This window comes from Rhizobium tibeticum (assembly GCF_900110205.1).
GTDB classification, from domain to species: domain Bacteria; phylum Pseudomonadota; class Alphaproteobacteria; order Rhizobiales; family Rhizobiaceae; genus Rhizobium; species Rhizobium tibeticum.
In genome coordinates this window covers 1-26,641 of the sequence record NZ_FOCV01000049.1, presented here as the reverse complement: position 1 = coordinate 26,641, position 26,641 = coordinate 1, and the positions used below count along the sequence as shown (strand labels likewise).

At 59.5% G+C, this 26,641-nt stretch carries 23 protein-coding genes and 7 pseudogenes; 21 read left to right on the top strand and 9 right to left on the bottom strand.

Features of this window, described 5'->3' with window-relative positions:
- Positions 1–577: 577 nt before the first annotated feature.
- Positions 578–1,279: pseudogene (locus BSG20_RS30990) on the top strand (aminotransferase class I/II-fold pyridoxal phosphate-dependent enzyme); the annotation flags it as partial.
- A 546-nt stretch (positions 1,280–1,825) separates the two neighbouring features.
- Here the strand turns inward: BSG20_RS30990 and BSG20_RS30985 are convergent.
- Both BSG20_RS30985 and BSG20_RS30980 read right to left on the bottom strand, forming a co-directional pair.
- A pseudogene (locus BSG20_RS30985) lies at positions 1,826–2,158 on the bottom strand (DEAD/DEAH box helicase family protein); the annotation flags it as partial.
- A 27-nt stretch (positions 2,159–2,185) separates the two neighbouring features.
- Positions 2,186–3,061, bottom strand: coding sequence for a LysR family transcriptional regulator (locus BSG20_RS30980; RefSeq protein ID WP_072381483.1), 876 nt, complete (start codon positions 3,059–3,061; stop codon positions 2,186–2,188).
- A gap of 96 nt (positions 3,062–3,157) precedes the next feature.
- On the opposite strand from BSG20_RS30980, the gene BSG20_RS30975 reads away from it, so the two are divergent.
- The 3 genes from BSG20_RS30975 (at position 3,158) to BSG20_RS30965 (ending at position 6,299) form a co-directional block, all read left to right on the top strand.
- The gene (locus BSG20_RS30975) at positions 3,158–4,237 is read left to right on the top strand and encodes an alkene reductase (protein ID WP_072381485.1); all 1,080 of its coding nucleotides are present in this window, start codon (positions 3,158–3,160) and stop codon (positions 4,235–4,237) included.
- A 13-nt stretch (positions 4,238–4,250) separates the two neighbouring features.
- On the top strand, positions 4,251–5,210 hold the full coding sequence (locus BSG20_RS30970; protein WP_072381487.1) for an SDR family oxidoreductase: 960 nt from the start codon (positions 4,251–4,253) through the stop codon (positions 5,208–5,210).
- 111 nt (positions 5,211–5,321) lie between these two features.
- Positions 5,322–6,299, top strand: a complete 978-nt coding sequence (locus BSG20_RS30965; protein ID WP_072381489.1) for an NADP-dependent oxidoreductase — start codon at positions 5,322–5,324, stop codon at positions 6,297–6,299.
- A 260-nt stretch (positions 6,300–6,559) separates the two neighbouring features.
- Here BSG20_RS30965 and BSG20_RS30960 read toward each other — a convergent pair whose 3' ends face one another.
- Positions 6,560–7,495, bottom strand: a complete 936-nt coding sequence (locus BSG20_RS30960; RefSeq protein WP_072381491.1) for a HEPN domain-containing protein — start codon at positions 7,493–7,495, stop codon at positions 6,560–6,562.
- A gap of 335 nt (positions 7,496–7,830) precedes the next feature.
- Between BSG20_RS30960 and BSG20_RS37940 the strand changes: the two are divergent.
- Positions 7,831–8,011 (top strand): annotated as a pseudogene (locus BSG20_RS37940) (RHE_PE00001 family protein); the annotation flags it as partial.
- A 309-nt stretch (positions 8,012–8,320) separates the two neighbouring features.
- Here the strand turns inward: BSG20_RS37940 and BSG20_RS30950 are convergent.
- Both BSG20_RS30950 and BSG20_RS30945 read right to left on the bottom strand, forming a co-directional pair.
- Complete coding sequence (locus BSG20_RS30950) at positions 8,321–8,878, bottom strand: RES family NAD+ phosphorylase (protein WP_093041624.1); 558 nt, start codon at positions 8,876–8,878, stop codon at positions 8,321–8,323.
- A 64-nt stretch (positions 8,879–8,942) separates the two neighbouring features.
- Complete coding sequence (locus BSG20_RS30945; protein WP_244541480.1) at positions 8,943–9,605, bottom strand: hypothetical protein; 663 nt, start codon at positions 9,603–9,605, stop codon at positions 8,943–8,945.
- 390 nt (positions 9,606–9,995) lie between these two features.
- On the opposite strand from BSG20_RS30945, the gene BSG20_RS30940 reads away from it, so the two are divergent.
- Genes BSG20_RS30940 through BSG20_RS30915 form a run of 6 tightly spaced genes read left to right on the top strand, consistent with a single transcriptional unit; the run spans position 9,996 to position 15,690 of the window.
- Positions 9,996–11,018 (top strand): LacI family DNA-binding transcriptional regulator, encoded by a 1,023-nt coding sequence (locus BSG20_RS30940; protein WP_037124797.1) that lies wholly within the window; start codon positions 9,996–9,998, stop codon positions 11,016–11,018.
- A 38-nt stretch (positions 11,019–11,056) separates the two neighbouring features.
- Entirely contained in the window at positions 11,057–12,004 is a 948-nt protein-coding gene (locus tag BSG20_RS30935; protein ID WP_072381497.1) for an ABC transporter substrate-binding protein, read from the top strand.
- Positions 12,001–12,819: an ATP-binding cassette domain-containing protein gene (locus BSG20_RS30930; protein ID WP_037124801.1), complete on the top strand. Its 819-nt coding sequence runs from the start codon at positions 12,001–12,003 to the stop codon at positions 12,817–12,819. Before BSG20_RS30935 ends, BSG20_RS30930 begins: the two co-directional genes overlap by 4 nt.
- Complete coding sequence (locus BSG20_RS30925; protein ID WP_072381499.1) at positions 12,816–13,817, top strand: ABC transporter permease; 1,002 nt, start codon at positions 12,816–12,818, stop codon at positions 13,815–13,817. Before BSG20_RS30930 ends, BSG20_RS30925 begins: the two co-directional genes overlap by 4 nt.
- A 7-nt stretch (positions 13,818–13,824) precedes the next feature.
- A complete protein-coding gene (locus BSG20_RS30920; protein WP_072381501.1) occupies positions 13,825–14,889 on the top strand; it encodes a phosphotriesterase family protein in 1,065 nt (354 codons plus the stop codon).
- Positions 14,890–14,919: 30 nt separating this feature from the next.
- Positions 14,920–15,690 (top strand): glutamine amidotransferase, encoded by a 771-nt coding sequence (locus BSG20_RS30915; protein WP_037124806.1) that lies wholly within the window; start codon positions 14,920–14,922, stop codon positions 15,688–15,690.
- 24 nt (positions 15,691–15,714) lie between these two features.
- On the opposite strand, the gene BSG20_RS30910 is transcribed toward BSG20_RS30915, so the two are convergent.
- A complete protein-coding gene (locus tag BSG20_RS30910; RefSeq protein WP_072381502.1) occupies positions 15,715–16,626 on the bottom strand; it encodes a ribokinase in 912 nt (303 codons plus the stop codon).
- 25 nt (positions 16,627–16,651) lie between these two features.
- On the opposite strand from BSG20_RS30910, the gene BSG20_RS30905 reads away from it, so the two are divergent.
- The 5 genes and pseudogenes from BSG20_RS30905 to BSG20_RS30885 form a co-directional block, all read left to right on the top strand.
- A complete protein-coding gene (locus BSG20_RS30905; RefSeq protein ID WP_037124860.1) occupies positions 16,652–17,494 on the top strand; it encodes a BtpA family protein in 843 nt (280 codons plus the stop codon).
- Between the two features lies 1 nt (position 17,495).
- Entirely contained in the window at positions 17,496–18,140 is a 645-nt protein-coding gene (locus BSG20_RS30900; protein WP_072381505.1) for a TenA family protein, read from the top strand.
- 9 nt (positions 18,141–18,149) lie between these two features.
- A pseudogene (locus tag BSG20_RS30895) lies at positions 18,150–19,401 on the top strand (Zn-dependent hydrolase).
- Between the two features lie 140 nt (positions 19,402–19,541).
- Positions 19,542–19,712: pseudogene (locus BSG20_RS38510) on the top strand (LacI family DNA-binding transcriptional regulator); the annotation flags it as partial.
- A gap of 336 nt (positions 19,713–20,048) precedes the next feature.
- Positions 20,049–20,201, top strand: a pseudogene (locus BSG20_RS30885) (GNAT family N-acetyltransferase); the annotation flags it as partial.
- A 1,170-nt stretch (positions 20,202–21,371) separates the two neighbouring features.
- Here BSG20_RS30885 and BSG20_RS30875 read toward each other — a convergent pair.
- On the bottom strand, positions 21,372–22,250 hold the full coding sequence (locus tag BSG20_RS30875; protein ID WP_208611016.1) for an IS110 family RNA-guided transposase: 879 nt from the start codon (positions 22,248–22,250) through the stop codon (positions 21,372–21,374).
- A 393-nt stretch (positions 22,251–22,643) separates the two neighbouring features.
- On the opposite strand from BSG20_RS30875, the gene BSG20_RS30870 reads away from it, so the two are divergent.
- Positions 22,644–22,919 (top strand): DUF6429 family protein, encoded by a 276-nt coding sequence (locus BSG20_RS30870; RefSeq protein WP_244541481.1) that lies wholly within the window; start codon positions 22,644–22,646, stop codon positions 22,917–22,919.
- Here BSG20_RS30870 and BSG20_RS30865 read toward each other — a convergent pair.
- Positions 22,900–23,040: pseudogene (locus BSG20_RS30865) on the bottom strand (transposase domain-containing protein); the annotation flags it as partial. The gene BSG20_RS30870 and the pseudogene BSG20_RS30865 overlap by 20 nt on opposite strands.
- A gap of 194 nt (positions 23,041–23,234) precedes the next feature.
- On the opposite strand from BSG20_RS30865, the gene BSG20_RS30860 reads away from it, so the two are divergent.
- From BSG20_RS30860 to BSG20_RS30855, 3 genes are all read left to right on the top strand, one after another.
- Complete coding sequence (locus tag BSG20_RS30860) at positions 23,235–23,753, top strand: Dps family protein (RefSeq protein WP_072381509.1); 519 nt, start codon at positions 23,235–23,237, stop codon at positions 23,751–23,753.
- 177 nt (positions 23,754–23,930) lie between these two features.
- Positions 23,931–24,107 carry a hypothetical protein gene (locus BSG20_RS36795; RefSeq protein ID WP_167371636.1) on the top strand — a complete coding sequence of 59 codons (177 nt, stop codon included), beginning with the start codon at positions 23,931–23,933 and terminating at the stop codon, positions 24,105–24,107.
- A 10-nt stretch (positions 24,108–24,117) separates the two neighbouring features.
- Complete coding sequence (locus BSG20_RS30855) at positions 24,118–24,738, top strand: ATPase (RefSeq protein ID WP_072381511.1); 621 nt, start codon at positions 24,118–24,120, stop codon at positions 24,736–24,738.
- Positions 24,739–24,925: 187 nt separating this feature from the next.
- Here the strand turns inward: BSG20_RS30855 and BSG20_RS30850 are convergent, their stop codons facing one another.
- Positions 24,926–25,735, bottom strand: coding sequence for a hypothetical protein (locus BSG20_RS30850; RefSeq protein WP_072381513.1), 810 nt, complete (start codon positions 25,733–25,735; stop codon positions 24,926–24,928).
- A gap of 245 nt (positions 25,736–25,980) precedes the next feature.
- Here BSG20_RS30850 and BSG20_RS30845 point away from each other — a divergent pair.
- Positions 25,981–26,641 (top strand): hypothetical protein (locus tag BSG20_RS30845; RefSeq protein ID WP_143147561.1); only part of this gene is annotated, 661 nt, incomplete at its 3' end.

The following is a 26,641-nucleotide window of genomic DNA, read 5'->3' as shown; positions in this document are numbered from 1 at the left end:
AGTCTGCCCGCTGTGGCACGCTGATATCCCCTCCGACCCGACGTCGGAAAGCACGGCAATCAGCCGTCAGCTACACCACTCCAATGGACACGATCTCGCGCTGGCCATGCGTCGGTGTCGCTTCCCGCTGTCTTGAAATCAGCAAAGAAATAGACGAAATCCGGATCCCGGCATTCCTGTGCGACGCGTGGCCGCTCGCCCTGCCCTTCCCCAAGAGTGACAAAAGCCACATCCGGCATCGGATAGACCTGCGGACGTTCACGCGCGGCAGATCGGTTCCATAGGGGAATTTGCCAACCATAGTCCCCAACATCGCTCGCCCAGGCGCTGTCTACCGGGATGATGTGGGAATTGAACCGAACGCGATCGAGAAATCCGGCGCTTCGTGCGGATGCGGTCTCGAAGTCCGGGTATCCTCGCTCCGGTTGCAGCAATTCGATATATTCGCGCACTTTGCGCAAGATTGGCCGGCGACTGCGCGTGCGGTCGGGATCGTCCTCCAAGTACGGCGCAAACTGCGCCGATGCGTTGACGGTGCGCGCGAAAGCTCGACAAGTATGCTGGCCAGTATGAGAACGTCTTCGTCATCGTCGAATCGGTCTATTCGATGTCCGGCGAGGAATCCTGCCTCCAAGCAATATGCGACCTTAAATCCCGGCACGATTTTCTGCTCTTCGTTGATGAGGCCCACTCGTTTGGTCTCCACCCGGAGCGGACGCTTTGCACTAAACTTGGCGTAACGGATCAAGTGGACTTCGTCATGACGACGCTTTCAAAAAGCACGGCGTCGATCGGCGGAGTAGTGGCCACGAGCCACGCTTTCAAAACGTTTCTGCAAGTCGAGGCGAACGCTTATCTCTTCCAAGCAGCAATCCCCCCTGCCGACGTGGCGGCGATCATCGCGGCAATGGACGTCATCGAGGAAACGCCGCAGCTGCTGGAATCCCTATGGTCGAAGGTTTCGTACATGCGCGGAAAGCTCTGTGATCTCGGCCTGGATGTGGGGCACGGCACCAGTCCGATCATTCCGGTGTTCATCCGCGATTCCGACACCCTCCTGAGGATGGGTCAGGACATGTTCGATCAAGGTATTTTCACGACATCGGTCGCATACCCTGTCGTGAAGCACTCGGAAGTCAGATTCAGATTCATTCTGAATGAATCCCATTCGTATGACCAGATCGACAGAACGGTTGACGTCCTTGAGAAGCTGGGGCGGCGGTATGGGGTTATCGCTTACGAAGACGCACCACATGGCGCAGATGTAGAGATGCGGTAGTTTGCGAAGCCCGGTCGCTCGCAGTCTCGGACGTAGAGAGGGCGGGCAGAAGCGACAGGATCAACGCAGCCGAAGATGTGGCATTTGCCACAAGATTTCATTTCAACTTCGCACAGTCGCCGAGCGTTAATGACGTGTATTTGGCGGTATCGAAAGCTGTGATGGTCAGGAGAGGTCGAAGATCGGGCCTGCTATTGCGACAGGAGATCGGCGGATCGCTCGAACACGTGCGGATCATAAGTCGGGGCCAGCGCAAGACGGTCCCTCCGCCTAATGCCGCAGCGAAAACAATCCAATCCCGCTTCTTGTGATGGCGTCCTGGACCAGGTCCGGATCTCCGTCGATCAACCATCAAGGGGCGGCTAGCAAGCTGCCGCCGCTCCGTCTGCGCCTACGCGGTGATCGCGACCGTTCCTGTTCCTTTTGAGGAGCCATCAGCGGGAATTGTGCCCGCATCCGATGGAGCACTCGAACATGGCACACGATCTTTCCCTCGCTCAGATGCGTGATGATGATTGCGTCCCAGGTCGCGGTCGCCGCGCGTCACAGGAAGCGGGCACGCTTGTCCTTGGTGAAATTGGTCTCGTCGGCGACAAGAATGCGGGCATTCGGATAAAGCGCCAGAAACTCGCGGGCCGCCTGGGCAAGGCAATGGCCGGGCACAACCAGCATCGCCTTGGCGATCAGGCCGAGCCGGCGCTGTTCCATAATCGCGGCCGCCATGGTCATCGTTTTGCCGGCGCCGACGGCGTGAGCAAGATAGGTCGAGCCATCGGCGATGATCCGCCAGATGCCGCGCTTCTGGTGCCCATAAAGAACAAAGGCGCCTGAGGCGCCGGGAAGCTTCAGATGTGAGCCGTCGAATTTGCGCGGCGCGATAGCGAACATCTGAAACCATCAATAATCTCACGCCTGCATCAGCCTGGCAGACAGGAATTCGATGAAGCGCTGGGTCTTGGCCGGCGTCAGGCGCGTTTCGGTGACGGCATAGATGCTGACGGACGACCCTTGCCACCCCGACAGAACACGCCGAAGCCTGCCGGCGGCCAGATCATCCGCGACAATCTTCTCGGGAAGCATCGCTATCCCTTGATGGTTGACCGCGAGAGTGCGGATCATTCCGACACTATTGAGGGTGAACCGGCCGTGGACCCCTACTTCCGCCTTGGTGCCGTCTTGATGCAAAATCCACGACGAGACCTTGGGCATGCAGATGCATTCATGCGCTGAAAGGTCCGCCGGAGAAGCAGGCTCGCCCGAGGCTTCGATATAGGCCGGAGACGCATAGAGATAGCGCGCATGCTTCCCGATCAGGCGGGCGATCAGACCTGATTCTTCCAGTTGGCCCATGCGAATCGCCACGTCGAACGGCTCGGTCACCAGATCGACCCGTCGTGGCGTCAGGTCAAACTCGAAGGTGATTCCGGGGTACTGCTGCGCGAAGTCGACGATGATCGGCGCGAGATACAGGGTGGCGAAATCGACAGGCAGCGAGACGCGCAAAACTCCGCTTGGCTGCTCCAGCATCTCACCCAGCTGCTCGTGCGCGAGCCGGGCCTCGTCGACGATCCGCTTGCTCCGCGCGTAGTAAAGCTGGCCCGCTTCCGTAAGCTCGATCTTGCGCGTCGTGCGATGCAGGAGCCGCAGACCGATGGCTTTTTCCAACTCACTGATACGGCGTGACAGCGTTGAGTTGGGAATGCCCGCAGCCTCAGCTGCCTTGCGAAAACTCCTGGCTTTCGCGACCTCCACAAACAGCGCCATGTCATTCAGGTGGTTCATCAGATTGCCCCATACATGGAATTCTTATTTCAAGTATGACGGATTTATCCCGAAATCGGAATAGTGGATAGTTCGGGCAACTGAAGGAGAAATCAGATGAACCCACTATTCACACCGGTCCATGTCGGGCGCTATTCACTGTCCAACCGCCTCGTCATGGCACCGATGACCCGCAGCCGTGCCGCCTTTGACGGCACGCCCGGCGGTTTGGCTGTCGAATATTATGCGCAGCGTGCCAGCGTCGGCCTGATCGTCGCCGAAGGCACCCAGCCGTCCGATGACGGCCAAGGCTATCTGATGACGCCCGGTATCTACACGCCCGCCCACATCGCCGGCTGGCAGAAGATCACGTCGGCTGTCCACGACGAGGGCGGCAAAATCTTCATCCAGCTCATGCATGTCGGTCGTATGAACCATCCGGACAACACGCCGCACCATCGCCAGGGCGTCGCGCCGTCCGCGATCGCGCCGGGAACTGGCATGTTCACCATGACCGGGATGAAGGACATTCCCACCCCGCGCGCGTTGACCACGGAAGAGGTGCGCCAGACCGTCGCCGATTTCCGCAAGGCCGCCCGCGCTGCTATTGACGCAGGTGCCGACGGGATCGAAATCCACGGCGCGAACGCCTATCTCGTCCAGCAGTTCTTCGCCCCGAGCGCCAACACCCGAAGCGACGAGTATGGCGGCTCGATCGAGAACCGCGCTCGCTTTGCCATCGAAGTGGCTTCGGCAATCGCCGAGGAAATCGGCGCAGACCGCACTGCGATCCGCCTGTCTCCCGGTGCAACGATCTGGGGCATCGATGAAGGCGTAGAAGGACCGGACCTCTACCGTTATCTCGTTGCTGAACTCGACAAGCTCGGGCTTGCCTACCTGCACATCATGCATCTGGGCAACGAGGCGTTGGCCGTCGATATCCGCAAGCTTTGGCATCAATCCCTGATCATCAACCGCCCGGGTCGTCCGCGCGATCAGATTGGCATCGACGTCGCCTCGGGACTGGCCGACCTCGAAGCCAATGGTCAGCTGGTGCTGGCCAATCCCGACTTCGTGGAGCGGTTGAAGGCGAATGCCGCAATGAACGCGGCAGACCCCAAGACCTATTATGGTGGCGGCGCAGAGGGCTACACGGATTATCCTGCTCTCGATACTTCAGCCAGTGCCAGTTTGTGAGGAGAGGTTTGATATGACCCAATCACAGACACCAACAAGTTTCGGTCTCGGGAATGCATCGGACGGCTCGAACGCGGGGGCGAAACTGAAAGTTCTCGTCGTCGGCGCGACCGGCTTTCTTGGAGCGAAGATCCTGCGCAATCTGGCGCATGACGAGAATGCCACCGTCCTCGCCATGTCGCGCAAGGGCGCTCCATCCGGCGACGTTGCCGGCGTCGAATGGGTGCGCGGCGACATGATGGACCCGGCATCGCTGGATCGTGCCCTGCAGGGCGTCGACGTCGTCGTCAGCTCGGCCAACAGCTATATGAAGGGCAGCCTCGACACCGACTTCCAGGGCAACAAGAACCTCATCGAGGCAGCGGCCCGGGCGAAGGTCAACAGATTTGTCTTCCTCAGCATCGTGAGCTGCGAAGCCGCTTCGAAGGTTCCTCATTTCCACGCCAAGAAGGTGGCCGAAGATCGGATCAAGACCTCGGGCGTTCCCTATGTCTTTGTCCGCGCACCCTCGTTTCTCGATCAGAGCACGGACTACATCGCGAAGGCCGTCAAAGGTGGCAAGTTCCAGGGCATGGGCGACAAAGCCACCCGATGGTCCTATGTGCTGACGGATGATCTTGCCTCCTATCTTGCCAAGGCGGCAACATATCGAGGTACCGAGATCGTCAACCAGACCATCGATGTCGGCTGGAGCGATGGACCGAAGAACCAGCAGGAACTGGCAGACACAATCTCGAGCGTCGTCAATAAGCGTCTGAAGATCCAGATCATCCCTTGGTGGATTCTTCGGGTGGCGGCGCGGCCGGTCAAGCTATTCTCTGAGCTCGGGTACGATCTGATCCAGATGTTTTTGTTCTTCAAGACGGGGCTCTATGTCTCGAACACGGCTAGACAGGAGCGCTTCTTTGGACCGGCTCCGACAGCCCGCGACGCGATCACGCGGTGGGCACGCAACCAGCAGCTCATTCCCTGAGACGCAGGCACGATCATTCAATAATGGCGCGACGTCGCGCCATTTCGAGAAAACAAGATGCGATAGCGGGGGCCGCCCACTGCTGCGGTGCCTCGCCAGGAGAATACGGCTATGAACCAAACCGCAACGCCCGAGAGAGGCAATTCCAGCGAACAAACGACCAGTGGCCGTGCCTTGCGGCTGCAAGCCTATGGCGGACCGGAAACCCTCACGATTGATCAGGTGCCCGCTGCCGATCCCGGTCCGGGTGAGGTGTTGGTATCTGTGAAGGCCGCGGCGGTAAACGGCATCGACTGGAAAATTCGTGAAGGCCATCTGCGCGAGCGCTTCAAGTTGACCCTGCCCGCAACGCTCGGCATCGAGATGGCTGGCATCGTGCTTCAAACCGGCCCCGGCGTTGCCCACGTCAAGGCCGGAGATCGGGTCATGGCAGCCCTCGGTGGCGTGGGAGCCTACACCGACTTTCTGGTCATCAATGCCGAGAAGCTCGTCTTGACCCCGGATGGACTATCCGACGTCGAGGCTGCCGCCATCCCTGTAGCCGCGATGACGGCTTGGCATGTTATTCAGGCAGCGGACTTCGACCTGTCTGGACGCCGGGTGCTGATTCAGGGTGCGGCTGGCGGCGTCGGCGGTTTTGCCGTTCAGTTCGCCAAGGCAGCCGGAGCATTCGTCTATGGCACGGCCTCGACCACGAGCCTTCAGCATGTGCGGGCCCTGGGCGCCGACGAGGTGATAGATTATCGCCAGCAAGCTTTAGAACATCTAACAGGCCAGATTGACTTAGTGGTCGACGCGGTTGGCGGCAAGGCCTTGGACCAATGCTGGCCGCTTCTGTCCCCTGACGGCCTGTTGCTGAGCATCGCCGCTCCCGACGTGGTATCTCGCGCCCCAGAGGGCCACCGAGGTGTCTTTTTATCAAACAAGCCGGACACCGCTCGCCTGGCCGCGATTGCTCAACAGGTTGCAGCTGGAACATTGCAATCAACCGTCGCTGAAGTCGTCGGCTTCGACGATCTCCGGGCAGCCATCGAGCGCAATCGCACAGGTCACGCTCCCGGCAAGATCGTTGTGGATCTCACCGGTTGATCACCACGTCTGGCTTTCGAGCGGTGGTAATGACGACGATTTGGGATCCGGTCAGCACAGGAGGAGCCTGTGGGGGCGACACGCCTCTCGCGGGACCAGAGCGCTTCGCGCCCGTGCGGCTAGTTCCATAAATATGCGCTACGCCGCAATGTGGTACTTTGATACCAAGCACGGGTATCATCCCTCTGGAATGTATGGCGGCGACGGTCCATAAATTGCCCCGCCGAAGCAAGTTTGCGGGTCGTCGGTTCGATCAATGGCTACAAAGAAAGCCGTTCGCGACAAATAGTTTCTACGAGTTCTTGCAGGGCCTTAGCGCGCTCAACCAACCAGGTCAGCTCATCTTTACTGATTGTGTATTTCGACGAGTATCGCGCCTCGACATAAGCCCGCGACAGCAGCTCGAAACACCGACGCGAAAAGCGGCTGTCACGCGGCCACGCGGCGACCAGCCGATTGTCTATTCGCTCCGCTTGCGAACGAAGGATCTTCAGACGGTGCGATTTAGGACTATAAAGGGTCAGCGTGAGGAGTGCGCAGTGATAGAAGTTCTCGCACGCTTGGTGAAGCATGAAGGCGGCGTGGTTTCGATCATTATTGGCTAAATAGAACTGAGCGCCTTCCGAAAACTTTTCGGCACTGTTAAACCATCGCTCGAAGTAAATCTTCGCCTCATGCTGTTCCTCTTCCGCCGTCAGCGGTTTCGGCTCCGCCAGGGGATGGCCAGGCTGTTCGTAGAGGACGATGCCGTCTCTGGCGATGTCGACGAAGAAGGGCCGCCCGCGCGCGAGTTGATCGTTGACGTCGTGGAGCGTGTGGATGATCGGAACGACCGGGGTTTCGATGCGATGGCCGATCTGCTCTTTCAACAGCTGCTCTTCGATGCCTTCCCAGAGTTCATGCTCATCGGCAAAGAATTTGGTGTTGACGACGATCAACAGGTCGTAGTCGGAGCGGTAGCCGCTGAGGCGATCCTCGACCCAGTCACCCCTGGCGTAGGATCCATACAGGATGACCTTCAGGATCTTGCCGGCGCTTCTCTTCTCCGACAGCTTGCTTGCCTGAAACGCCTCGACCTCGGCAAACAGGATCTCGATGATGCGTGCCAACTCGCGCCGCTTCCTGTCCGGCAGGTGCTCAATGTGATCGGTCAGGGTCAAAGCAGCGTCGAAGCCTTCAGTCAGAATCGTATCCATCGTAGCGGTTCCATCGTGATTGTGCATCTAAAGCTTTTACGCGAAGTGCGCATGAGATGCAATTATAAGATGTTCACGAACTCGACGCAATCTTTCGCCGCCGAGAAAAATCGGGGGCTATTGAAGTGGCTGTTTGCGCTGTCCAGGTCCTGGCTGCATTCGAGAAATCGAGCGGTGTTCCGGCTGCGCTTTGCGACCATGTAGCAAAGCCGACGAGTGAGCTTACGGCATTGCCGATTTAAACTAGACCCTGTTGCGGCCAATCGCAGACGCCACAGCCGCGCGAGCGGTCTCGATTAGCGCAGGGGCCGCTTTCTGGTCGGCGCAACTGAAACGAACCATCGCATTTCGCCGATGCCTGCGCCTCGCTGTGGATCGACGGCGAGCTCGTCCATCTCGAGGACTTCGTCCTGCACGACGCCACGAAAGATGTCCGCACGCCTAACCCACGAGCTCACCATCGCCCCGCGATGTGTTGGGAACCGCCGGCGCATTGCCGTTCATCCGCCCGGTTGGACTTCGGAGCCAGCGGCGGCCGCCTGCTGGCGGCGTCGATCCTGCATTAGGTGGCGTCAGGGGCGGCTTACCTGTCACTGGCTAAGTCGCCAAGGCGTTCATGCGGTCAATGGAAATTCGCGGTGACGACAAACCATGTCGGAACGCTTGCGACTGCGACGGCAACACCGATTGCGCCGAGCATCTTCAACATGTAACTGCGCCTTGCTTTCCCATTCGTACACCATCGAGAGATCCTCCACTCGCTGAGCGAATTGAAGTAAAAAAGATGTGCCGGCAGTCGAGTGCGCAAATAACACTCGCCGGGGATCAAACGATCTCGAGTGCGAAATCGTCCAGGATTTGTGCCACTTCATCTCGGGAATCCAGCAGCGGTCCGGCAGACTTCACGTCGAGTTTGGGGAGCGCCCGATCGAAAAGGGCGGTATTGGTTTCGCCATTCAGGCGGGAATCGTAGATGATCCCGTCCGGTTTCTCATTATGGAGCCAGAGTGCTCTTGACCATTGCTTCCCGAGTTCATGCGAAGCGGCACGGGCAGCATCGGTCGGTATGCGCATGCGCAGCATTCCGTCGGAGCGCAGGTCCGCGAGCAGCAGAGGTTGGTTGATTTCGACCGACGCGCAAGAAACCTCCTGAAGCTCCGCAATACCGATAGGAAAGGTGCCTTTTGAACCGACGGCGCGTTCACGCAAGATCGCTTCGGCAAAGCAGACCTTTATGCTGCTGCCGAAATAAACAACGCCGAACCGGTTGGGAGGAGACAGGCTCACTTCGGGATCACTGAAGCGGCTTGATCCGAAGCCGTAGCCAAGAGGGTTGGGATACCGGCTTTGGTAGAGCCGGTACCACGGAGCGTTCGAAGTCAATTTTTGGGTCACAAGTGCTCACGCGAGCCGAAGTCGGCCGGCGGCACCAAATTCAGCGAGATGCTCAGGAGAAATCACCTCTGCCGATGGAGCGCGCCGCTCCCACTGCATGATCGATCATGCCCTTCCGCAGCATCTCAAGACCGGTGCGACCGCCGAGGCTATCGCTTTCCTGAAGAAGAAACCGGTAAACCGCCCAAGGGTGCCCGTTCAAAGCTTCGAAAATTTGCGCGAGACCGCCAAGCAGTTGACCATCATCGCCGATTTGCCATTTCGGAAAGCGCACGCCTCGCTTTGCTCCTTCGAGCCCGAGAATTTCGTAACGCTTGCGCTTTCTGTTCACCGTCTCGCGCGTGGCGCCGATTTCATCGGCAAACTCGTCCGCAGACAACATCTCGGGTCCCTTGAGGATTTCAGCGACACGCTCGGCGCCGCGCTGCTTCGCGGCCGCGAGGGCGATGTCCAGCGCGTCCTTCTGAGGGGCGATCTCTTCGAGCTCGATTTCCGGCTCTTCGTCTGCCGATCGAATCACATATGTCACACGAACGGTGCCGCCCGTGTTTTTGGCGCGCTTGACACCTTCGGATACACCAGAAAGCACGCGCGCTGCGGTCGCGCGGGCCGCCGCTTTTTTCTCAAAGAGCGGTTCCCATTTGCCTGCATATCCGGTGATGAGATTCCTACGGCGTTCGTTGCGCTTGCGGGAACCGCCTTTTTTTTCGGTCATGGCCATAGGGCACCTCCAACGGAAATATGGGCTATCTGGTCAGGTTCGTCAACTTCGTCAACGTGAGGGCGCCGCGACGATCACTGTGGTGGGAGGTAACGATGTAAGATCTCGCGTAAGCCAGTTTGCGGAAGAAATCTCAAGCAGGGAATGAATTAAGTTTTACAGCATGGTGGGTGACGCCGGTTCGGATCCGTTCAAGACCGGTGTATTCTGTTTCGAGGGAAATAATCTCAGCAGTCGTGGCCAATGTCGCGGAGTCCTCGCTCTCGCCTAATTTTTCTTCATGCCTAAATATTGCGCTTGACATGCAGCTTGTGGATGCCATTGTAAAGCGGTTTAGTAAATCGCTTTACAATGCCCGGACGGACACCTGGGCATGGAGACGTTATGGCGAGCAAGCGTGCTACAAGCCTGAAGGATGTTGCCGACGCCGCTGGCGTATCGGTGGCGACGGTGTCACGGCTTCTGAACGGTTCGCTCCAGCTTCCTCCGGAAACCAAAGAGCGTATTGACAAGGCGATCCGGGATCTTCGTTACGAGCCGAACCCGCATGCCCGTCGTCTGAGCCGCGGCCGATCGGATACGATCGGTCTCGTAGTGCCCGACATCGCCAATCCCTTCTTCGCCACGCTTGTCGCCGCGGTCGAGCAGGAGGCGGACAAGCGCGGGCTCGCGCTGTCGCTGCATGCGACGCTCAACCGTCCCGGCCGTGAAATCTCGTACGTGACGGCGCTTGCCCGCAATCATGTCGACGGTCTCATCTTCGTTACCAATCACCCTGACGACGGCGAACTGGGTGCATTGATAAACCAGACTGGAAAAGTGGTCATCGTCGACGAAGACGTGCCGGACGCAATGGTGCCAAAGCTCTTCTGCGACAACGAGGAAGGCGGATATCTCGCGGGCCGGCATCTTGCCGAGCATGGCCATCGGCGTGTGGTATATATTGGCGGCCCGCAGCAAATGATCAGCACGCGCCGTCGCTCCCGGGGCCTGGAGCGTGCGCTCATGGAGCGGGGGGAGCCGTTCCAGTTGACACGCCACGAGGGTAGTTTCACGGTGGAGTTCGGCCGGCAGGCGGCGCGCCGTTTTATCGACGAGGGCAAGCCGGCAACCGGCATTTTCGCCAGTTCCGACGAGATTGCGATCGGGTTGATCGAAGTGTTCCGCGCCGAGGGCGTCTCGATTCCCGGCGAGGTTTCGGTGATCGGCTTCGACGATGTGAGCCCCCTGCATCTCTTCGCACCGCCCCTGACCGCCATACGCCAGCCTGTCCGGGCGCTTGGCGAGCGGGCGCTGGCGCTGCTTCTTGAAACAAACTGGCAGGAGCCGGACACATTGCGCTCCGAGGAACTGCTGCCGGTCGAAATCGTCGTGCGGAACTCCGTTGCACCGCCGTCGAAACAATAAAAAAGCAACGAAGATGAACCTAACCAGAGGAACAAGACATGACTATTCTGACACGCAGGATGTTTACGAGCGCACTCGCAACCACGGTCTTTGCCTGTATCTCGTTCGGAAGTGCCTTTGCCGCTGAAAAGACCTTCGCGCTTGTGCAGATCAACCAGCAGGCGCTGTTCTTCAACCAGATGAACGAAGGCGCGCAAAAGGCCGCCGACGCGGCCGGCGCCAAGCTCGTGATCTTCAACGCCAACAACGACCCGGCCGCGCAAAACAGCGCCATCGAAACCTATATCCAGCAGAAGGTCGACGGCCTCGCGGTCGTTGCCATCGACGTTAACGGCATCATGCCTGCTGTGCAGCAGGCGGCTGCCGCGGGCATTCCCGTTGTCGCCATCGATGCTATTCTCCCGGAAGGCCCACAGAAGGCGCAGATCGGCGTCGACAATGCCAAGGCCGGTGCCGACATGGGCAAATTCTTCCTCGACTACGTGAAGAGTAACATGGACGGAAAGGCCAAGTATGGCGTTGTCGGTGCACTGAACTCCTTCATCCAGAATGTCCGCCAGGAAGGCTTCGAAAAGACCGTCAAGGGTGTTGAAGGCGTCACCACCGCCGGCGTCGTCGATGGCCAGAACATCCAGGATAACGCGCTTGCCGCCGCTGAAAACCTCATCACCGGCAACCCCGACATGAACGCCGTCTACGCCACCGGCGAGCCGGCGCTGATGGGCGCCATCGCCGCTGTCGAAAGCCAGGGCAAGCAGTCTGGTGTCAAGATCTTCGGCTGGGATCTGACCGCCCAGGCAATTGCCGGCATCGACGCGGGCTATGTCACCGCCGTGATCCAGCAGGATCCTTCCGCCATGGGTGCGGCGGCCGTCGATGCCCTGAAGAAGATCTCGGACGGCGGCAGCGTCGACAAGACGATCTCGGTGCCGATCACTATCGTCACCAAGGAGAACGTCGAACCCTACCGGGCCGTTTTCAAATGATCTCTGACGGACAGCACCCAACCGCTGTCGCAGGATCCGGGGGCGGAGAAATCCTCCCCCGGCAGTCCGGCGAAGGCGGCATTCGCCAGCCCCGCATTTCCTTGAAGGGTATTCGCAAGAATTTCGGCTCGCATCAGGCGCTGCGCGGCGTCGATCTCGACATCTATCCCGGGGAATGCCTGGGACTGGTCGGCGATAACGCAGCCGGCAAGTCGACGCTGACCAAGGTCATCTCCGGCACCTATATCCCCGATGACGGCACGATCGCCGTCGACGGACAGGAGGTTCGCTTCAGCGGACCGGCCGACGCCCGCCATCGCAATATCGAAATGGTGTTCCAGGACCTCAGCCTGTGCGACCATGTCGATGTGGTCGGCAACCTGTTTCTCGGCCGCGAACTGACCAAGGGGCCGTTCCTCGACCGCGCGCGCATGCTGACCGAGGCTCGCGCCATGCTCGATGCGCTCGAGATCCGCATCCCACGGCTTGGAGCCAAGGTGGAGAAACTGTCGGGCGGTCAGCGGCAGGCGATCGCGATCGCGCGCGCCGCGTCCTTCAATCCGAAGGTGCTGATCATGGACGAGCCGACATCGGCTCTTGCCGTGGCGGAAGTCGAGGCCGTGCTCAACCTGATCAACCGGGTGAAGGCCAAAGGGGTCTCGGTCATCCTGATCACCCACCGTCTGCAGGATCTCTTCCGCGTCTGCGACCGTATCGCCGTCATGTACGAAGGCACCAAGGTCGCCGAACGCGATATCGCCAAGACCGACCTGCAGGATCTTGTGCAGCTCATCGTCGGAGGGCAGAAGCATTGAGCGCCTATACCGAACGCGCGACCGGATCGCCGGTCGCCGACTTCCTTTCCGAACACGCGCAGGTGCTGTCGATCACCGTGTTCTTCCTCGCTTGCCTTGTCTTCTTCTCGGCCACCACGGACACGTTCCTGACGCTCGGCAATATCCTCAACGTCGTGCGCCAGGCGGCTCCCATCCTGGTTGTCGCGGTTGCGATGACGCTTATCATCATAACCGGCGGCATAGACCTTTCCGTCGGTTCGCAGGTGGCGCTGGTCAATGCCGTGGCGGCGATCATCATGGCCATGGGCTATCCATGGCCAACTGTAGTGATCGGCATGATCGCCTTTGGCGCGCTGATGGGCATCGCCCAGGGTTGGTTCATTGCCTATCAGGGCATCCCGGCCTTCATCGTCACGCTTGCGGGCCTCTCCATTCTGCGAGGTTTCGCGCTGTGGCTGACGCAGGGATATTCGATCCCGATCAAGGATGCGCCCGGCTTTTTCTGGCTCGGCCGGGGCGAGTTCCTCGGGCTTCCGGTTCCGGCACTGATAGCCGTGCTCGTGGCCGTGATCGGCTACGTCGTCATCGCCTACACGAAGTACGGCCGGCAGGTCGTCGCGGTCGGCTCCAATCTCGAGGCGGCCCGCCGCGTCGGCATGCCGGCGAAGTGGATCGTTGCCTCGGTCTATATGGTGTCAGGGATTGCCTGCGCATTGGCCGGACTTCTGATCGCCGCCCGTCTCGGCTCGGGCTCGTCGAACGCAGCCGTCGGTTTCGAACTGCAGGTCATCGCGGCCGTGGTGCTCGGCGGCACATCGCTGATGGGCGGACGCGGCAGCATTCTCGGCACGGTGCTCGGGACGCTCACCATCGCCGTTATCGGCAACGGGCTGATCCTGATGCACATCTCGCCTTTCTTCACGCAGATCGTGACTGGCGCCATCATCCTCGTGGCAATCTGGCTCAACACCAAGATCTTTACGACCAACTTCCGCTTCGGCGGAAAGAGGAAGTGAGGTCGGCATGAGCGAACTTTCAGAAGCGCATGTGCGCTCGGGCAAGGTGATGACGGTAGTGGGTGCAATCCCTGCTTCCGCTCTCGGCATCACGCTGATGCACGAGCATATTCTCAACGACTGCCGCTGCTGGTGGCATGCACCTAAGACGCCGGAGCGCCAGTATCTCGCCGACAGCTTCGTCTGCATCGAGATCTTAAGCGAGCTGCGCCAGGATCCCTTCGTCAACAAGCACAACATCACGCTGGACGATGAGCCGCTGGCCATCACCGAGCTCAAGGATTTCGCCGCACATGGCGGCCACACGGTTGTCGAGCCGACCTGCCAGGGCATCGGCCGAGATCCCCGGGCGCTGAAGCGGATATCGCAGGCTTCCGGGCTCAATATCATCATGGGCGCCGGCTACTATCTCGGCTCGTCACATCCGGCAAAGGTCGCCGGCATGACGATCGACCAGATCGCCGACGAGATCGTTCAGGAAGCAACCGCCGGCGTCGATGGTACCGATATCAAGGTCGGATTGATCGGCGAGATCGGAGTGTCCTCGGATTTCACCGATCAGGAAGAGAAGTCGCTGAGGGCGGCGGCGCGGGCGCAGGCGCGCATCGGTCTTCCGCTGATGGTGCATCTGCCCGGCTGGTTCCGGCTGGGCCACAGGGTGCTTGATATCGCGGCGGCAGAGGGGGCGGACCTTCACCACACCGTGCTTTGCCACATGAACCCGTCGCATGATGATCTTGCCTATCAGGGCGAGCTCGCCTCGCGAGGCGCCTTGCTGGAATATGACATGATCGGCATGGATTTCTTCTACGCCGATCAGCAGGTTCAGTGCCCGAGCGACGAGGAAGCAGCGCGTGCCATCGTCAAGCTGGTGGAGCAGGGATATATCGATCGTATCCTGCTCTCCCACGACGTCTTCCTGAAGATGATGCTGACGCGGTACGGCGGCAATGGCTATGCGTATATCCTCAAGCATTTCCTGCCGCGCCTGAAGCGCCATGGGCTGACGGATCAACAGCTCGACATTCTCATGCGCGACAATCCGAGATCGGTATTCCAGGCCAAGGCCTGATGTCAAAACGACGATAGAAATGGAAAGACCATGACCAAGAAAGTCCTCCTCGTTGGCGAGAGCTGGGTCAGCTCCGCCACCCATTATAAAGGCTTCGATCAGTTCGGCAGCGTCACCTTCCATCTCGGCGCCGAGCCGCTGGTGAAAGTACTCGAAGGCAGCGAGTACGAGCTGACCTACATGCCAGCTCATGAGGCGGTCGAAAAATTTCCCTTCGATATGGCGGGGCTCGACGTCTATGACGTGATCATCCTGTCGGATATCGGCGCGAACTCGCTGCTGCTGCCACCCGCTGTCTGGCTGCATTCCAGGACTGTGCCGAACCGGCTGAAGCTCATCAAGGCCTGGGTGGAAAAGGGCGGCGGCCTGTTGATGGTCGGCGGCTATTTCTCCTTCCAAGGCATCGACGGCAAGGCGCGCTGGCGCCGCACGGCGGTGGAGGATGTTCTCCCCGTCACCTGCCTGCCCTATGACGACCGCGTCGAGATTCCCGAAGGCACGGGAGCCATCATCACCAAGGCGGACCATCCGACGGTTGCCGGCATGGGCGGTCAATGGCCGCTGCTGCTTGGCGTCAACGAGGTGGAGGTGCGCGACCGCGCCGACGTCGAAGTCGTCGCCCGCCTGCCGGATGATCAGGGCGGCCATCCGCTGCTCGTCACCGGGACGTTCGGCAACGGGCGAAGCGCTGCCTGGACGTCCGATATCGGGCCGCACTGGCTGTCGCCCGCCTTCTGTGAATGGGAAGGCTACGGCCGCCTTTGGAAGAACATTCTGGGCTGGCTGAGCGACAAGCGCTGAGGCATTGACGGCCTCTGGCGTCCCTCAGTGCGCCAGGATGGCCTTAAGTTCGCTGCTGGTCGGGAAGGCCGAACGGGTGCCGCGACGGCTGACTGTCAGCGCTGAGGCGGATGCCGCGTGGCCGATGGCACGGGTGTCGAGCTCGACCCCGCGCACCGCGGCCGAAGCCAGCGCCACCGCCATGAAGGTGTCGCCGGCGCCGGTGGTGTCGATCGCCTTGGTGGCCACGGCCGGAATGGTGGCGATGGCCGCCGCCCGGCTTGCGAGCAGCGCTCCGTCGCTGCCGAGCGTCAGAACGACGTGGCGCACGCCTGATTGCAGCAGCTTTTCGGTCGCTGCCGTGTCGGACGAACCGGTGAGGCTCTTCGCCTCGCCCCGGTTCAGAAATGCGATATTGATGAGCGGCCAGAAGGCGTCGAAATAGGGCCTAAGAGGCGAGGGGTTGAAGGCGGTGACGAGGCCGCGGCGGCGGGCTTCCTGGAGCAGGCCGAGGGTGGTTGCCTGGCTGAGATTGCCCTGGAGGACCATGAGGTCGCCGGCAGCGGCAGTGTCAAGCGCGGCAATGGCTTCTTCAGGAGTCAGCGAACCGGCTGAATCCGTGGTGGTGACGATGGCGTTTTCGCCATCAGGCGTGGTGAAGATGATGGAGAAGTCGCTGGAACGGCCGGCAAGCGCGATCAGCTTGGCCTCGACCGGTTCCGGCGCCAGTTGATCGCGAATGGTCTGGGCGCGGAAATCCTCACCCACGGCCGCGACGAGGGTGGTGGGCAGGCCGGTGCGCGCCATGACCACGGCCTGGTTCGCACCTTTGCCGCCAAGGTCGCGCGTTTCTTCGCGGCCGAGGATCGAAGCCCCGGCTTCCGGCATGGTCGACACGGATATGGTTTCGTCGACAGCGACGTTACCGATGACATGAGCACGAACATTGGCAGGCATGGCTGGCCTTCGAAAGGAAACGAAAATGCAGACGATTTCGGATAATAATTCAAGCGCCATAAGGGAAATATTCGGCACTGACAAGGCACTGATCGGGATGATCCATTGCTCGCCCTTTCCCGGTGCCCCCCGCTACCGCGGCGCGACCGTGGACGCGATCTACGACGTGGCAATGCGCGATGCCGAAGCTCTGATCGAAGGCGGGCTGCATGGTCTGATCATCGAGAACCACGGGGACATTCCCTTCTCCAAGCCTGAGGATATCGGCCCTGAGACATCCGCCTTCATGTCCGTCGTCACCGATAGGATCGGACGGGCGACCGGCATCCCGATGGGCATCAACGTGCTCGCAAACGCCCCGATCCCCGCCTTCGCCATCGCCATGGCCGGCGGCGCCAAGTTCATCCGTGTCAACCAGTGGGCCAACGCCTATGTCGCCAACGAGGGCTTTATGGAAGGCCGCGCGGCCGAAGCGATGCGCTACCGATCGGCTCTGCGCGCCGAGCACATCAAGGTCTTCGCCGACAGCCATGTGAAGCATGGCGCCCACGCGATCACCGCCGACCGGACGATCGAGGAACTGACCCGCGACCTCGCCTTCTTTGACGCCGATGTGGTAATCGCCACCGGTCAGCGAACCGGCAATTCGGCGACCGTGGAGGAAATCGAGACAATCGGCGCCGCGACACATCTGCCGCTGCTCGTTGGCTCGGGTGTTACCAAGGACAACATCGTCGAGATCCTGAAGCGCACCAACGGCGTCATCGTCGCGTCCTCGCTCAAGGAAGGCGGCGTCTGGTGGAATCCGGTGGAACTCTCCCGCGTCAAGGCCTTCGTGGAAGCCGCGCGTCCGGGTCTGGAAGGCTAATATGACCGAGACACTGTCCGAGCAGATCCTGCGTGAAAATGCCGCCGTCTACGATGCGATGGTGACCCATCGCTTCGTCGAGGACGTCAAGGCCAACAAGCTTTCGAAGGAGGTCTTCGAACGCTATCTCGTCTTCGAAGGCGCCTTCGTCGATACGGCGATCTCGATCTTTGCCTTTGCCGCCGCCAAGGCCGAGAGGATCGCCCAGAAGCGTTGGCTGATCGGCGTTCTGGATGCGCTGGCCAACCAGCAGATCGCTTATTTTGAAAAGACCTTCACTGAGCGCGGCATCGATCCCGCGGCCTATGACACGACGATGCCCGAAGTAGCCGCGTTCCGCGACGGCATGCTGGCGATCTCCCGCGATGGCGGCTATCTCGACACGGTGGCGGCCATGTTCGCCGCCGAGTGGATGTACTGGACCTGGTCGAAGGACGCCGCCCGCCACGAGATGAGCGATCCGCTGCTCAAGGAGTGGGTGGACCTGCACGCGCACGAGGACTTCGCCGCCCAGGCGCTGTGGCTGAAGGTGGAGCTGGATGCGGCCGGCGAGGGCATGAGCGTGGAGGAACGCTCCCGCCTCAGCGGCATCTTCGGCCGCGCGCAGGCGCTCGAGATCGCCTTCCACGACGCTCCCTATCTCTGAGGTAAAGCCATGCTCGATATCGACGGCGATCGTCTCAATGCCCGGCTCGAAGATTTTGCCGCCATCGGCGGCACGGCGAAGGGCGGCGTCAACCGTGAGGCGCTGACAGAAGGCGATCGACGCGCGCGGCGGCTTCTGGCCAAGCTTGCCTGGGCGAGGGGATTCCTCGTCTTCCAGGATCCGATGGCCAACCTCTTCCTCCCGCAAGGGCCTGAAGGATACGCTCGCGCCGGTGGTCATCGGCAGTCATCTCGACAGCCAGCCGGCCGGCGGCCGGTTCGACGGCGCGCTCGGCACCCTCTCCGCCTTCGAGGTGCTGGAGAGCCTGGAGGATGCGGGGATCGAGACAGAGCGTCCCGTCGTCGTGGTCTCATGGACCAACGAGGAGGGGTGCCGCTTTGCGCCCGGCTGCATGGGGTCCATGGCGTTTTCGGCGGGCGAGATCCCTTCCGCCTGGCGGGGCAAAGTCGCTACCGATGGCGTGGACTTTGCCGAGGAACTGGCGAAGACGATTGCGAGCCTGCCGGAGGCCGAGATGCTGCGTCTCGGCTTTCCGCTTCACGCCTATATCGAAGTCCATATCGAACAAGGGCCTTCGCTCGAGGCGAACGACATCCCGATCGGCGTAGTAAAGGGCATCCAGGGCACGCGTTGGCTTGATGTGGCGGTGACCGGACAGACCGCCCACGCAGGCACGACCGGATTGTCCTATCGCCGCGACCCGCTGCACGCGCTGACCTGCGCACTGTCGGGCCTCTACGAGGCGGTGATGCCGGCCGATCCGGACGCCCGTTTCACCGTTGGGCGGATTTCGGCCGAGCCCGGCTCGGTCAATGCGATCCCGGATCAGGTCCGCTGCACGGTCGATATGCGTCATCCCGAACCATCGAGGCTGGACGAGATCGAAAGGTTCGTGACATCGCGCATAAAGGAGGAAGCGAAGCGGCAGGGTTGCAACGCCGAGATCGCCCGATCCTTCGATATGGCCCCCTGCGTTTTTTCCGACGCGTTGCAGCAGACGATCGAGCAGGCAGCAAGTGCGCGCAAGGTCAAAAGTACGCGGATGCTGTCAGGCGCCTTTCATGATGCGCTGTTCGTCAATCGCGTCGCGCCGGCCGCGATGATCTTCGTGCCGTGCCGCGGTGGGCTCAGCCACAACGAGGCCGAGTATGTTGAACGGGCGCATGCCGTCATCGGCTGCGATGTGCTTGCGCAGGCCACGCTCGCGATTGCCTGCGAGAGCACAAATGGGCGCCCATGATTTTGGATTGAAATATTTTCAATTGTGCCGGCTTGAAGAGATTGTTTCCAAGCATTGATGTATTATCCAGGCAATCGGCGGAAACGTCGATAAAAATTGGAATATCGTTTCTTTGACGCTCGCGAAACCCGCCCATACGCTTGAAGCGCTTCAATTGGCAGGGAAACGATGAAAAAGGCCGTCCCACGATTACGGATGTTGCACGCGCCGCCGGTGTTTCGGTCGGTACCGTGTCCAATTTCCTCAACGGGACGGTGCCGGTCAAAGCGGAGAAAGCCGAGAAAATTCAGGCGACCATTCAGAAGCTAGCGTATCGGCCAAGCGTGTTCGCGCGGTCGCTGCCGATGATGTCGGCGCGCAAGGTCAAGGCGGCGGAGGGCAATCCGCGGCTGCTCGTCGTCGGTCATATCTGCGTCGATTATCTCTGCCGCGTTCAGGTCCTGCCGCACCGCGACGATCGCGTCGCCGTAAGCCATATCGACAAGGCGCTCGGCGTGTCCGAACCTTTCTCCTCACATCGTACCTCGCCGGTCACGCTATGGAACCCTTCCGTGCCAATGAATGAGAAGTGCGGATCGCCATCTGCTTGGATGCTGGCGCAAGTTATTTCATGTATTATTGCGTCACTGTATGTAGTAACGCCCTACTTGGTGCAGGCAGCGACAAATGCTGCGCGGGACCGAGGAGCGATGTGGCTCCATGTCGATTTCGAGGAACATTTGGCCTCATTCTATCGCGGCTGCGGTTTTGAGCCGACCGAGGCAGGTCTCATTCGGTTGAGGAAAGCGAACAGTCTCTGAAGGACATATGACCGCCTGTGGCGGAAGCCGATCATCCCCCAAGTCCGCTCACGGCCCTTTGCGGACATTCTTGGTCGATGCTAGCCTCAGCCGTTCTGATGAATGTGGAATCCCTCCAAGCCGCACGAGGAATAGAGTCGTGGAAAATAACCATTCCGTTGAATGGGGGCCATGTTGCCTCTGTGGCCGAGACATTGAAGCGAAGTCTCCTAATCCACTTCGTCTTACTGCTGAGACCTCAGAGGGCAAATGGCAGGTTTGGTTTGCGCACGCGGCTTGCTTCAAAGACAAATTGATTGATCCGCCGGACGCGCCGGGGTTTTTCGAACCAGCACATTTCTAAATGGCCGGAAATGCCGCGAAGCCGTCACTCGATAATGGCCGCTCGCGGCTATAGGAGCATCGTTGACACTTGTATCTCCCTATCGTACTTCGTGCATGGGTTGCGAGGCGAGACTTGTGGTTATGGATAGGAAGCAGAGGCGGATACAGGTAGCGGCCTTCGTCCTGATGTTGGTTACCGCATTGCTAATCATCCCTGCCATTATGCTAGACGGGGTCATAGGCATGCTCTTTGATAAAACTGTATCAGAATAATATGACATTACAGGCGCTTGCCTTCGGCTGGCTCTCGCTTCCGCTCTTCTTTGGTTTTTCGGCCTTCCGGTTTCTAGGGGTTGTCATGTCACCCGGCATCCGGGCACTCTCTGTTGCAATGATGATTGGACTGGCCCCAGTCGCCTGCGTGATCGTATGCGGTTACATTCTTTGGGGCTAAGGACTACTCGCCTCACCCCAGACGATGGAACGCCGAATGGCCGCGCATCAAATTGCGGAGCGTTCCAAGCATGGTAGTTGTCGACGGTTCTGTCGGATGCTTCGTTTGTCATCGCTCAACGCTTTCGTTAGTCCGAATGTCTGCTTCTCTAATCGGGCATTTTGGTCAAGCTCTTTCTGATCTCGTCGGCCTGATCGTTCACGCGGGTCACGCTTCTCTTCGCAGTCTATTGGCTCGTTGCGTTTGGAGCCGCTGCACGCATGCATGGGATCAGGGTCTGGAGAGCCTCGCTTATGGACGCGCTCGAAGCACAGCAGTCATTATCGGCTTCATCCATCCCGTCGTCCGCATGGGACGATCCGGCCAGGATCGATTTCGAGGGCTGTGTTAAATCATGCAGCAGCCTCCGATCCGAACCGGAACTCCGTGCCATCGGTCCACATGCGATGCAGCACAACGGCAACCTTGCGGGCGACGGCGACGATGGCTCGCCGCCGTCCTTTTGTCTTCATCAGCTTCACGCCCCATGCCTTCAGACTGCTCCAAGCGATCGACCGCATCAGCATCGCATTTGCGGCGGCATAGAGTGTCGCCCGTACATCTGCGCCCCCGGCATGGGAGATGCGACCTGGATTATCTTTTTCCCCGGACTGAAAGCGTCGGGGCGTTGGCCCGAAGTGCGCACCGACGGTGCGCGAACTCTTGAAGCGCGTCGGATCGTCAACGGCAGCCTTAAAGCTTAGAGCCGTGATCTCGCCGACGCCTGGGATGCTCATGAAGCGCATACAGATAGCATCTTCGCGGGCTGCCCTGCGGACACGCCGATCAAGTTCGAGGAAGGTTTCAAGAAGCATCTGCCTAGCCTGCAGCATCGGCAGGAGGGCGTTGCAGAGAGCAAGATCGCTTTCTATCGTGTCTCGGACAGCCGCATCGAATGAACCGCGCGAGAGATGCATTGGCAGTTTGACGCCGAAGACTTTCAATAGCCCTCGAATTTCGTTTTCTAGATCGATGCATTTCCGCTGCATGACCTTGCGGCTGGAGAGCAGGGCTCGGATGTAATGGCTTTCGACGCTTTTTACATGCACCCGACTATACCACCCCGACCGCAGGATTTGTGCAATGCCACGGGCGTCGTGCTTGTCCGTCTTGTTGCGCATGGCCGAGAGAGCAGCATTGACCTGGCGGGCCTCCATGCACACCACGTCAAAGCCTGCTTCTTTCAGTCCGTAGGTGAGATGCTGGGTAAGAGTACCAGCTTCCAACCCCACCTAGTGAATCGGTTCGCCAAACTCGCGCAGACACCGGACCAAGTCAGGCACGTCCGATGGAACGGACCGTTCAAACCGAACCTTTCCTTCCTGATCAATGATGCAGATCGCCACTGAGCGCAGCGACACGTCTAAAGCAGCATAAAACATCGTTGTCTCCCTTCATCTCGGCAACGCCGGGACTGTAGTGGGAGCTTGACCCTTGTGGGACCGCCCGATTACACATGCTAATGGCGCAAAGCGGCCATGCTTGCACTTTCGGGTTGCTGCGTCCTACTACTGGCTGGCAGCTTGGGAGACACGAAGTACGTCGAGAATCGATAATCCGATGTCGACAGCGGTCACTATGCAGACGGCTGAAATTGCGTGCCAAACGCCTGGATCTTTATATCGGTGCCGATGCTTTGGGGAGTAGTATGGAATGAGCGCGGCGGCGACCCCGACGACTGCGGTAATTGCTGCATAGACGCTTTGGCGCTGCTATGGCTGACGCTGCATAACGAGCGTTGCGCATGGAAGGGTTTCGACTGGGCAACGACGGATCGGCTTCATAAGAAGGGCATGATCGGTGACCCAGTCAACAAGTCGAAGTCATTGATCCTGACCGATGAAGGCTTGGAGTGTTCGGAAGCGTTGTTCCGGAAGCTGTTTACGCGGCCGCCGCAATAGCGGTTCCCTTTTGTGCTTTCCACTCCCAAGGCAGCAGTTCGTGCAGGCGGGAGACGGGAAGATCGGCGATGCGGGCGAACACATCGGCAAGCCATGCCTTTGGATCGACGTCGTTGAGACGGCGCCTCTGGGGCAGGGGCGATGGACAAAACCTAGCTCAAGGCGGAATCTGCTGAAACTACACTTAGGTATCGGGTCGACTGTACAAACAGCCAAATTCTCCAGCTTCATCCTTCTCCCTATCCTCAGCGCCGAACAGACAGCATCCACAGGTCGCTCAGCACTGAGCGGTCGGCTGCAATAAGGAGAGCGATCATGGATACGACCACCGCCGCCAGAAACCGCAAGCTTGCCCTTGCAACACCATCCGACCTCGGCGCCGAGGCGACCCGCGAAATCGCCGCCGCGCTGACCGCGCTTCTGGCGGATGTTTTCGCGCTCTATATCAAGACGAAGAATTTCCACTGGCATGTCTCCGGCCCGCATTTCCGCGATTACCACCTGATGCTCGACGAGCAGGGCGAACAAATCTTCGCCATGACTGACGATATCGCCGAGCGCGCCCGCAAGATCGGCGGAACAACCATTCGCTCCATCGGCCATATTGCCCGGGTGCAGCGTCTCCTGGACAACGACGCGGATTTCGTCACTCCTGACGACATGCTGGCCGAGCTTCGCGAGGACACCCTGCAGCTCGTGGATATCATGCGCCAGCTGCATACGCTGACCGTCTCCTACAACGACCACGCCACCACCAGCATCCTTGAAAACTGGATCGACGAAACGGAACGCCGAGCATGGTTCCTGTTCGAAACGACCCGCCGCGCCCTCTGAGCCCTGTTGCGAAGAGGATCATCCGATGAAAACCACCGTCTTTACGCTGAAGCGACTCGCTTGAAGGCCGTCTCCCGCGGCCTGTTGCATCCAGTGTTACCGTCGGCGGAACCTGGCATAAGCGGAATTTGCAGCCGAGGGCCGAAAGCATTATGTTGATGGCGGATTAGGAGATCGATGATGCTCTTGCAGAAGTACCGCGATAACAAAGAAGCCCTCAAGCAGATCGGCCGGGAAGCCCTTGCCGAGAGCCGTCGCATGGGCCTGAAGATTTCCGCGAAGGATCGCCAGAACGAAGCCAAGGACCGCACGAAGCACGAGCGTAAGGAACGCCCTCCGGCCACGGTAAGGTAGCGATCACTGTATGCCGGAATTGTCGTGCATCCTCCTTGCCGGACCAAACGGCTCCGGCAAGTCATCCGCGTTCGCGAAGCTCGATCTCGAAGGTGTCTGGATCAACGCGGACGAAATTGCCAAGGCGATGCCTGCGATCGACGATGGCAAATCGACTGACATCCAAGCTGGCCGAGCTGCTCTCCGACACATCGCTGAGATGATCGAAACCCGGCAATCATTCGTCTTCGAGACGACGCTGGCTAGTCAGCAATCGATCCGGTTGATGCGCGAGGCTAAGGCGGCCGGGTTTACCGTCGGCCTCTATTACGTCGCCCTGGATTCCGTCGAGAGGAATGTCGAGCGCGTCCGTCAGCGCGTCTTGAAGGGCGGCCACGATATCCCGGAAGAAAACATCCGCAGGCGGCACAAGGGGTCGTTCGCGAACCTGACGGCGGCCTTGATGGTCGCGGATGAAGTCGTTCTGATCGACAACAGCGGCCTCGAACCTCATGAAGCGTTCATGATCAACTCTGGCGAGATCCTGTCCTTCGACATCGATGACAGCCAAGAGCTGCACGTCCTGTTCTCCGACAAGGTGTGCGAGGCCTACGACCTCGTCCGGACTGCCGACGGCTTCAGGAAGCGGTAGTAAAGGAAAAGGCTGCCTCCGGTAGACAGTCTTTTGATGTCGCGCCAACACTCCGACCACGAACCCTCGCAGTCAATGAACTGCCTCAATGAGGCTTGCCTAAGGGAAATCTATCGGACGCGGGGTCCGTCTCCGCAAGACCATTGCCGCCGGCGCCAAATAAGACAAGGGCTTCATGTGGTAGAGATCATTGAATAAGGGGCTGGACTGTCTTGACGACTTTCCCATCCTTGTCCGCGATCACCGCGCACAAAACCACGCCATCGAACTGCTCAACGTTATAGGTGATGTCGATAGGCCAATCCATTTTCGGATGAACGCGATCTGTGTCCGTACTGAAATACGGTGGCTTAGGAAGGAACTCGATCCCGGCCTTGAGGCCAATCCTGAAGGTTTTGGCTTGTTCGAGCGGAACCGGAATATAGACGCTGTATCCCTCTTCGTTGTCTTTCTTGGGGAGCTTCCAGTAGATGCTCTTGGGAAACGTTTTCCAACTTTTAATCGCAATCAGGTCCCAAACGGACCTTTCGACCGACTTCTGATTTCCATATGCGTTGCTGGCGACATAGCTATCCATGGACTTTTGGGTCTGTTGAAGAACGACCTTATCCATGTACCGATAGTCGAATCCGGTCAGCATCCCGATGAATGCCCCGACAAAAAATCGGAAATGCTGTTCGTCGGCAATGTACGTGACACCGCTATCCGGTTTGTCATAGTCGGCGGGATGCTCCAAAAGAACAGGCTTGATCGCAAGCGATTTCTGGGCAGCGGCCACTCGGTTGTTGTAGTCCTTAGTAGTCTCGAACTCCCCCTTCTCTGCTCCGAGCTTTTGTTGATTTGCCTTGGCTACAGAAAGATAGTCAGCGGGTTTTATGAATGTTGCCTGATCCCCGATCTTGTATGAGCAAGCTGGGACGGCCGGGGCAGCCTTGGATGCGGCAAAAGCAGAGCTGGCGGCCAAGAATGCAGCCAATGAATATGCGACGAATTTCATGATCCCTCCAAAGCGGTCGAGCATCACTGCCAAATCGGGAGCGATTTTTCTAGGATCCGAGAAGCGAATTCACTGAGGATGGGTACCCGCCTCATCTCCTCGTGGTCGCGCAGCCGTTCCAAATTCTCCGTCCGCGACGTATCATTCGGAGGTGCATTGGGCGCGATGCTTAGAATCGCAACCGCCCAAGCGACAACACAGGAGTCGGTCGATGACGAGCACACGAATTTCGCAGAGTGCCTGACATGGGCACGACTTCTCGCCCCAGAACCACCGGTGTGCGGCAATTCCTTGATCTTGAGCAGCAGCGCGATTGGATAGCGGGCAAGATCGACTTGCCGGACGCGGGCGACCGCTCAGAGTCCCTGGAACAGCGCTTCAAATATGTCGCTCGATTTGAGAAGCTACTTAGTCGCCCGCAAGCGGGGGAAGTGCTGGAGATTCTCGGGCTATACGGTCCAAACTGCATTCCCTTGCTGCGCAAGACCGAGCGCTACTACTGGTCGGTTTCCTGTCTGCCGTCGACCTCGGACAAGCCGCTCGTACGCGTCAATGCGAGCTGGATGGAGCTTTTCACGCTCTATGCTCAAGGCGACGATATCCGCGCCAGATTCATCGTGCATCTTTCGGATTTCACTACAGATCGTTCAGCAACGCCGAGCCGGGTGGACAAACCCTTTCTCGAGCAAAGCGTCGCGATGCCAGAGGACGTCAGTTATTTCTTCCCGCGTGGTGCGGACATTTTCGGCATCAATGTGCGCGGCTCTGTCTCGATCCGCAAACTCCTCGGGAGCCGCCGCGTGGTGCGCGCCATTCGCACGTTCAACCTGACGCACATGAACCGCGGGCGGAACGCCTATCAGGCGAGCCATTGCTACAGCGTGGCGGATTATATGCAGGCAGATT

Coding starts and splice junctions, on each gene's coding strand:
- BSG20_RS30980 (WP_072381483.1), bottom strand. CDS start 3,061: ATGAACCACCTGAATGACATGGCGCTGTTTGTGGAGGTCGCGAAAGCC.
- BSG20_RS30975 (WP_072381485.1), top strand. CDS start 3,158: ATGAACCCACTATTCACACCGGTCCATGTCGGGCGCTATTCACTGTCC.
- BSG20_RS30970 (WP_072381487.1), top strand. CDS start 4,251: ATGACCCAATCACAGACACCAACAAGTTTCGGTCTCGGGAATGCATCG.
- BSG20_RS30965 (WP_072381489.1), top strand. CDS start 5,322: ATGAACCAAACCGCAACGCCCGAGAGAGGCAATTCCAGCGAACAAACG.
- BSG20_RS30960 (WP_072381491.1), bottom strand. CDS start 7,495: ATGGATACGATTCTGACTGAAGGCTTCGACGCTGCTTTGACCCTGACC.
- BSG20_RS30945 (WP_244541480.1), bottom strand. CDS start 9,605: ATGACCGAAAAAAAAGGCGGTTCCCGCAAGCGCAACGAACGCCGTAGG.
- BSG20_RS30940 (WP_037124797.1), top strand. CDS start 9,996: ATGGCGAGCAAGCGTGCTACAAGCCTGAAGGATGTTGCCGACGCCGCT.
- BSG20_RS30935 (WP_072381497.1), top strand. CDS start 11,057: ATGACTATTCTGACACGCAGGATGTTTACGAGCGCACTCGCAACCACG.
- BSG20_RS30930 (WP_037124801.1), top strand. CDS start 12,001: ATGATCTCTGACGGACAGCACCCAACCGCTGTCGCAGGATCCGGGGGC.
- BSG20_RS30920 (WP_072381501.1), top strand. CDS start 13,825: ATGAGCGAACTTTCAGAAGCGCATGTGCGCTCGGGCAAGGTGATGACG.
- BSG20_RS30915 (WP_037124806.1), top strand. CDS start 14,920: ATGACCAAGAAAGTCCTCCTCGTTGGCGAGAGCTGGGTCAGCTCCGCC.
- BSG20_RS30910 (WP_072381502.1), bottom strand. CDS start 16,626: ATGCCTGCCAATGTTCGTGCTCATGTCATCGGTAACGTCGCTGTCGAC.
- BSG20_RS30905 (WP_037124860.1), top strand. CDS start 16,652: ATGCAGACGATTTCGGATAATAATTCAAGCGCCATAAGGGAAATATTC.
- BSG20_RS30900 (WP_072381505.1), top strand. CDS start 17,496: ATGACCGAGACACTGTCCGAGCAGATCCTGCGTGAAAATGCCGCCGTC.
- BSG20_RS30860 (WP_072381509.1), top strand. CDS start 23,235: ATGGATACGACCACCGCCGCCAGAAACCGCAAGCTTGCCCTTGCAACA.
- BSG20_RS36795 (WP_167371636.1), top strand. CDS start 23,931: ATGATGCTCTTGCAGAAGTACCGCGATAACAAAGAAGCCCTCAAGCAG.
- BSG20_RS30855 (WP_072381511.1), top strand. CDS start 24,118: ATGCCGGAATTGTCGTGCATCCTCCTTGCCGGACCAAACGGCTCCGGC.
- BSG20_RS30850 (WP_072381513.1), bottom strand. CDS start 25,735: ATGAAATTCGTCGCATATTCATTGGCTGCATTCTTGGCCGCCAGCTCT.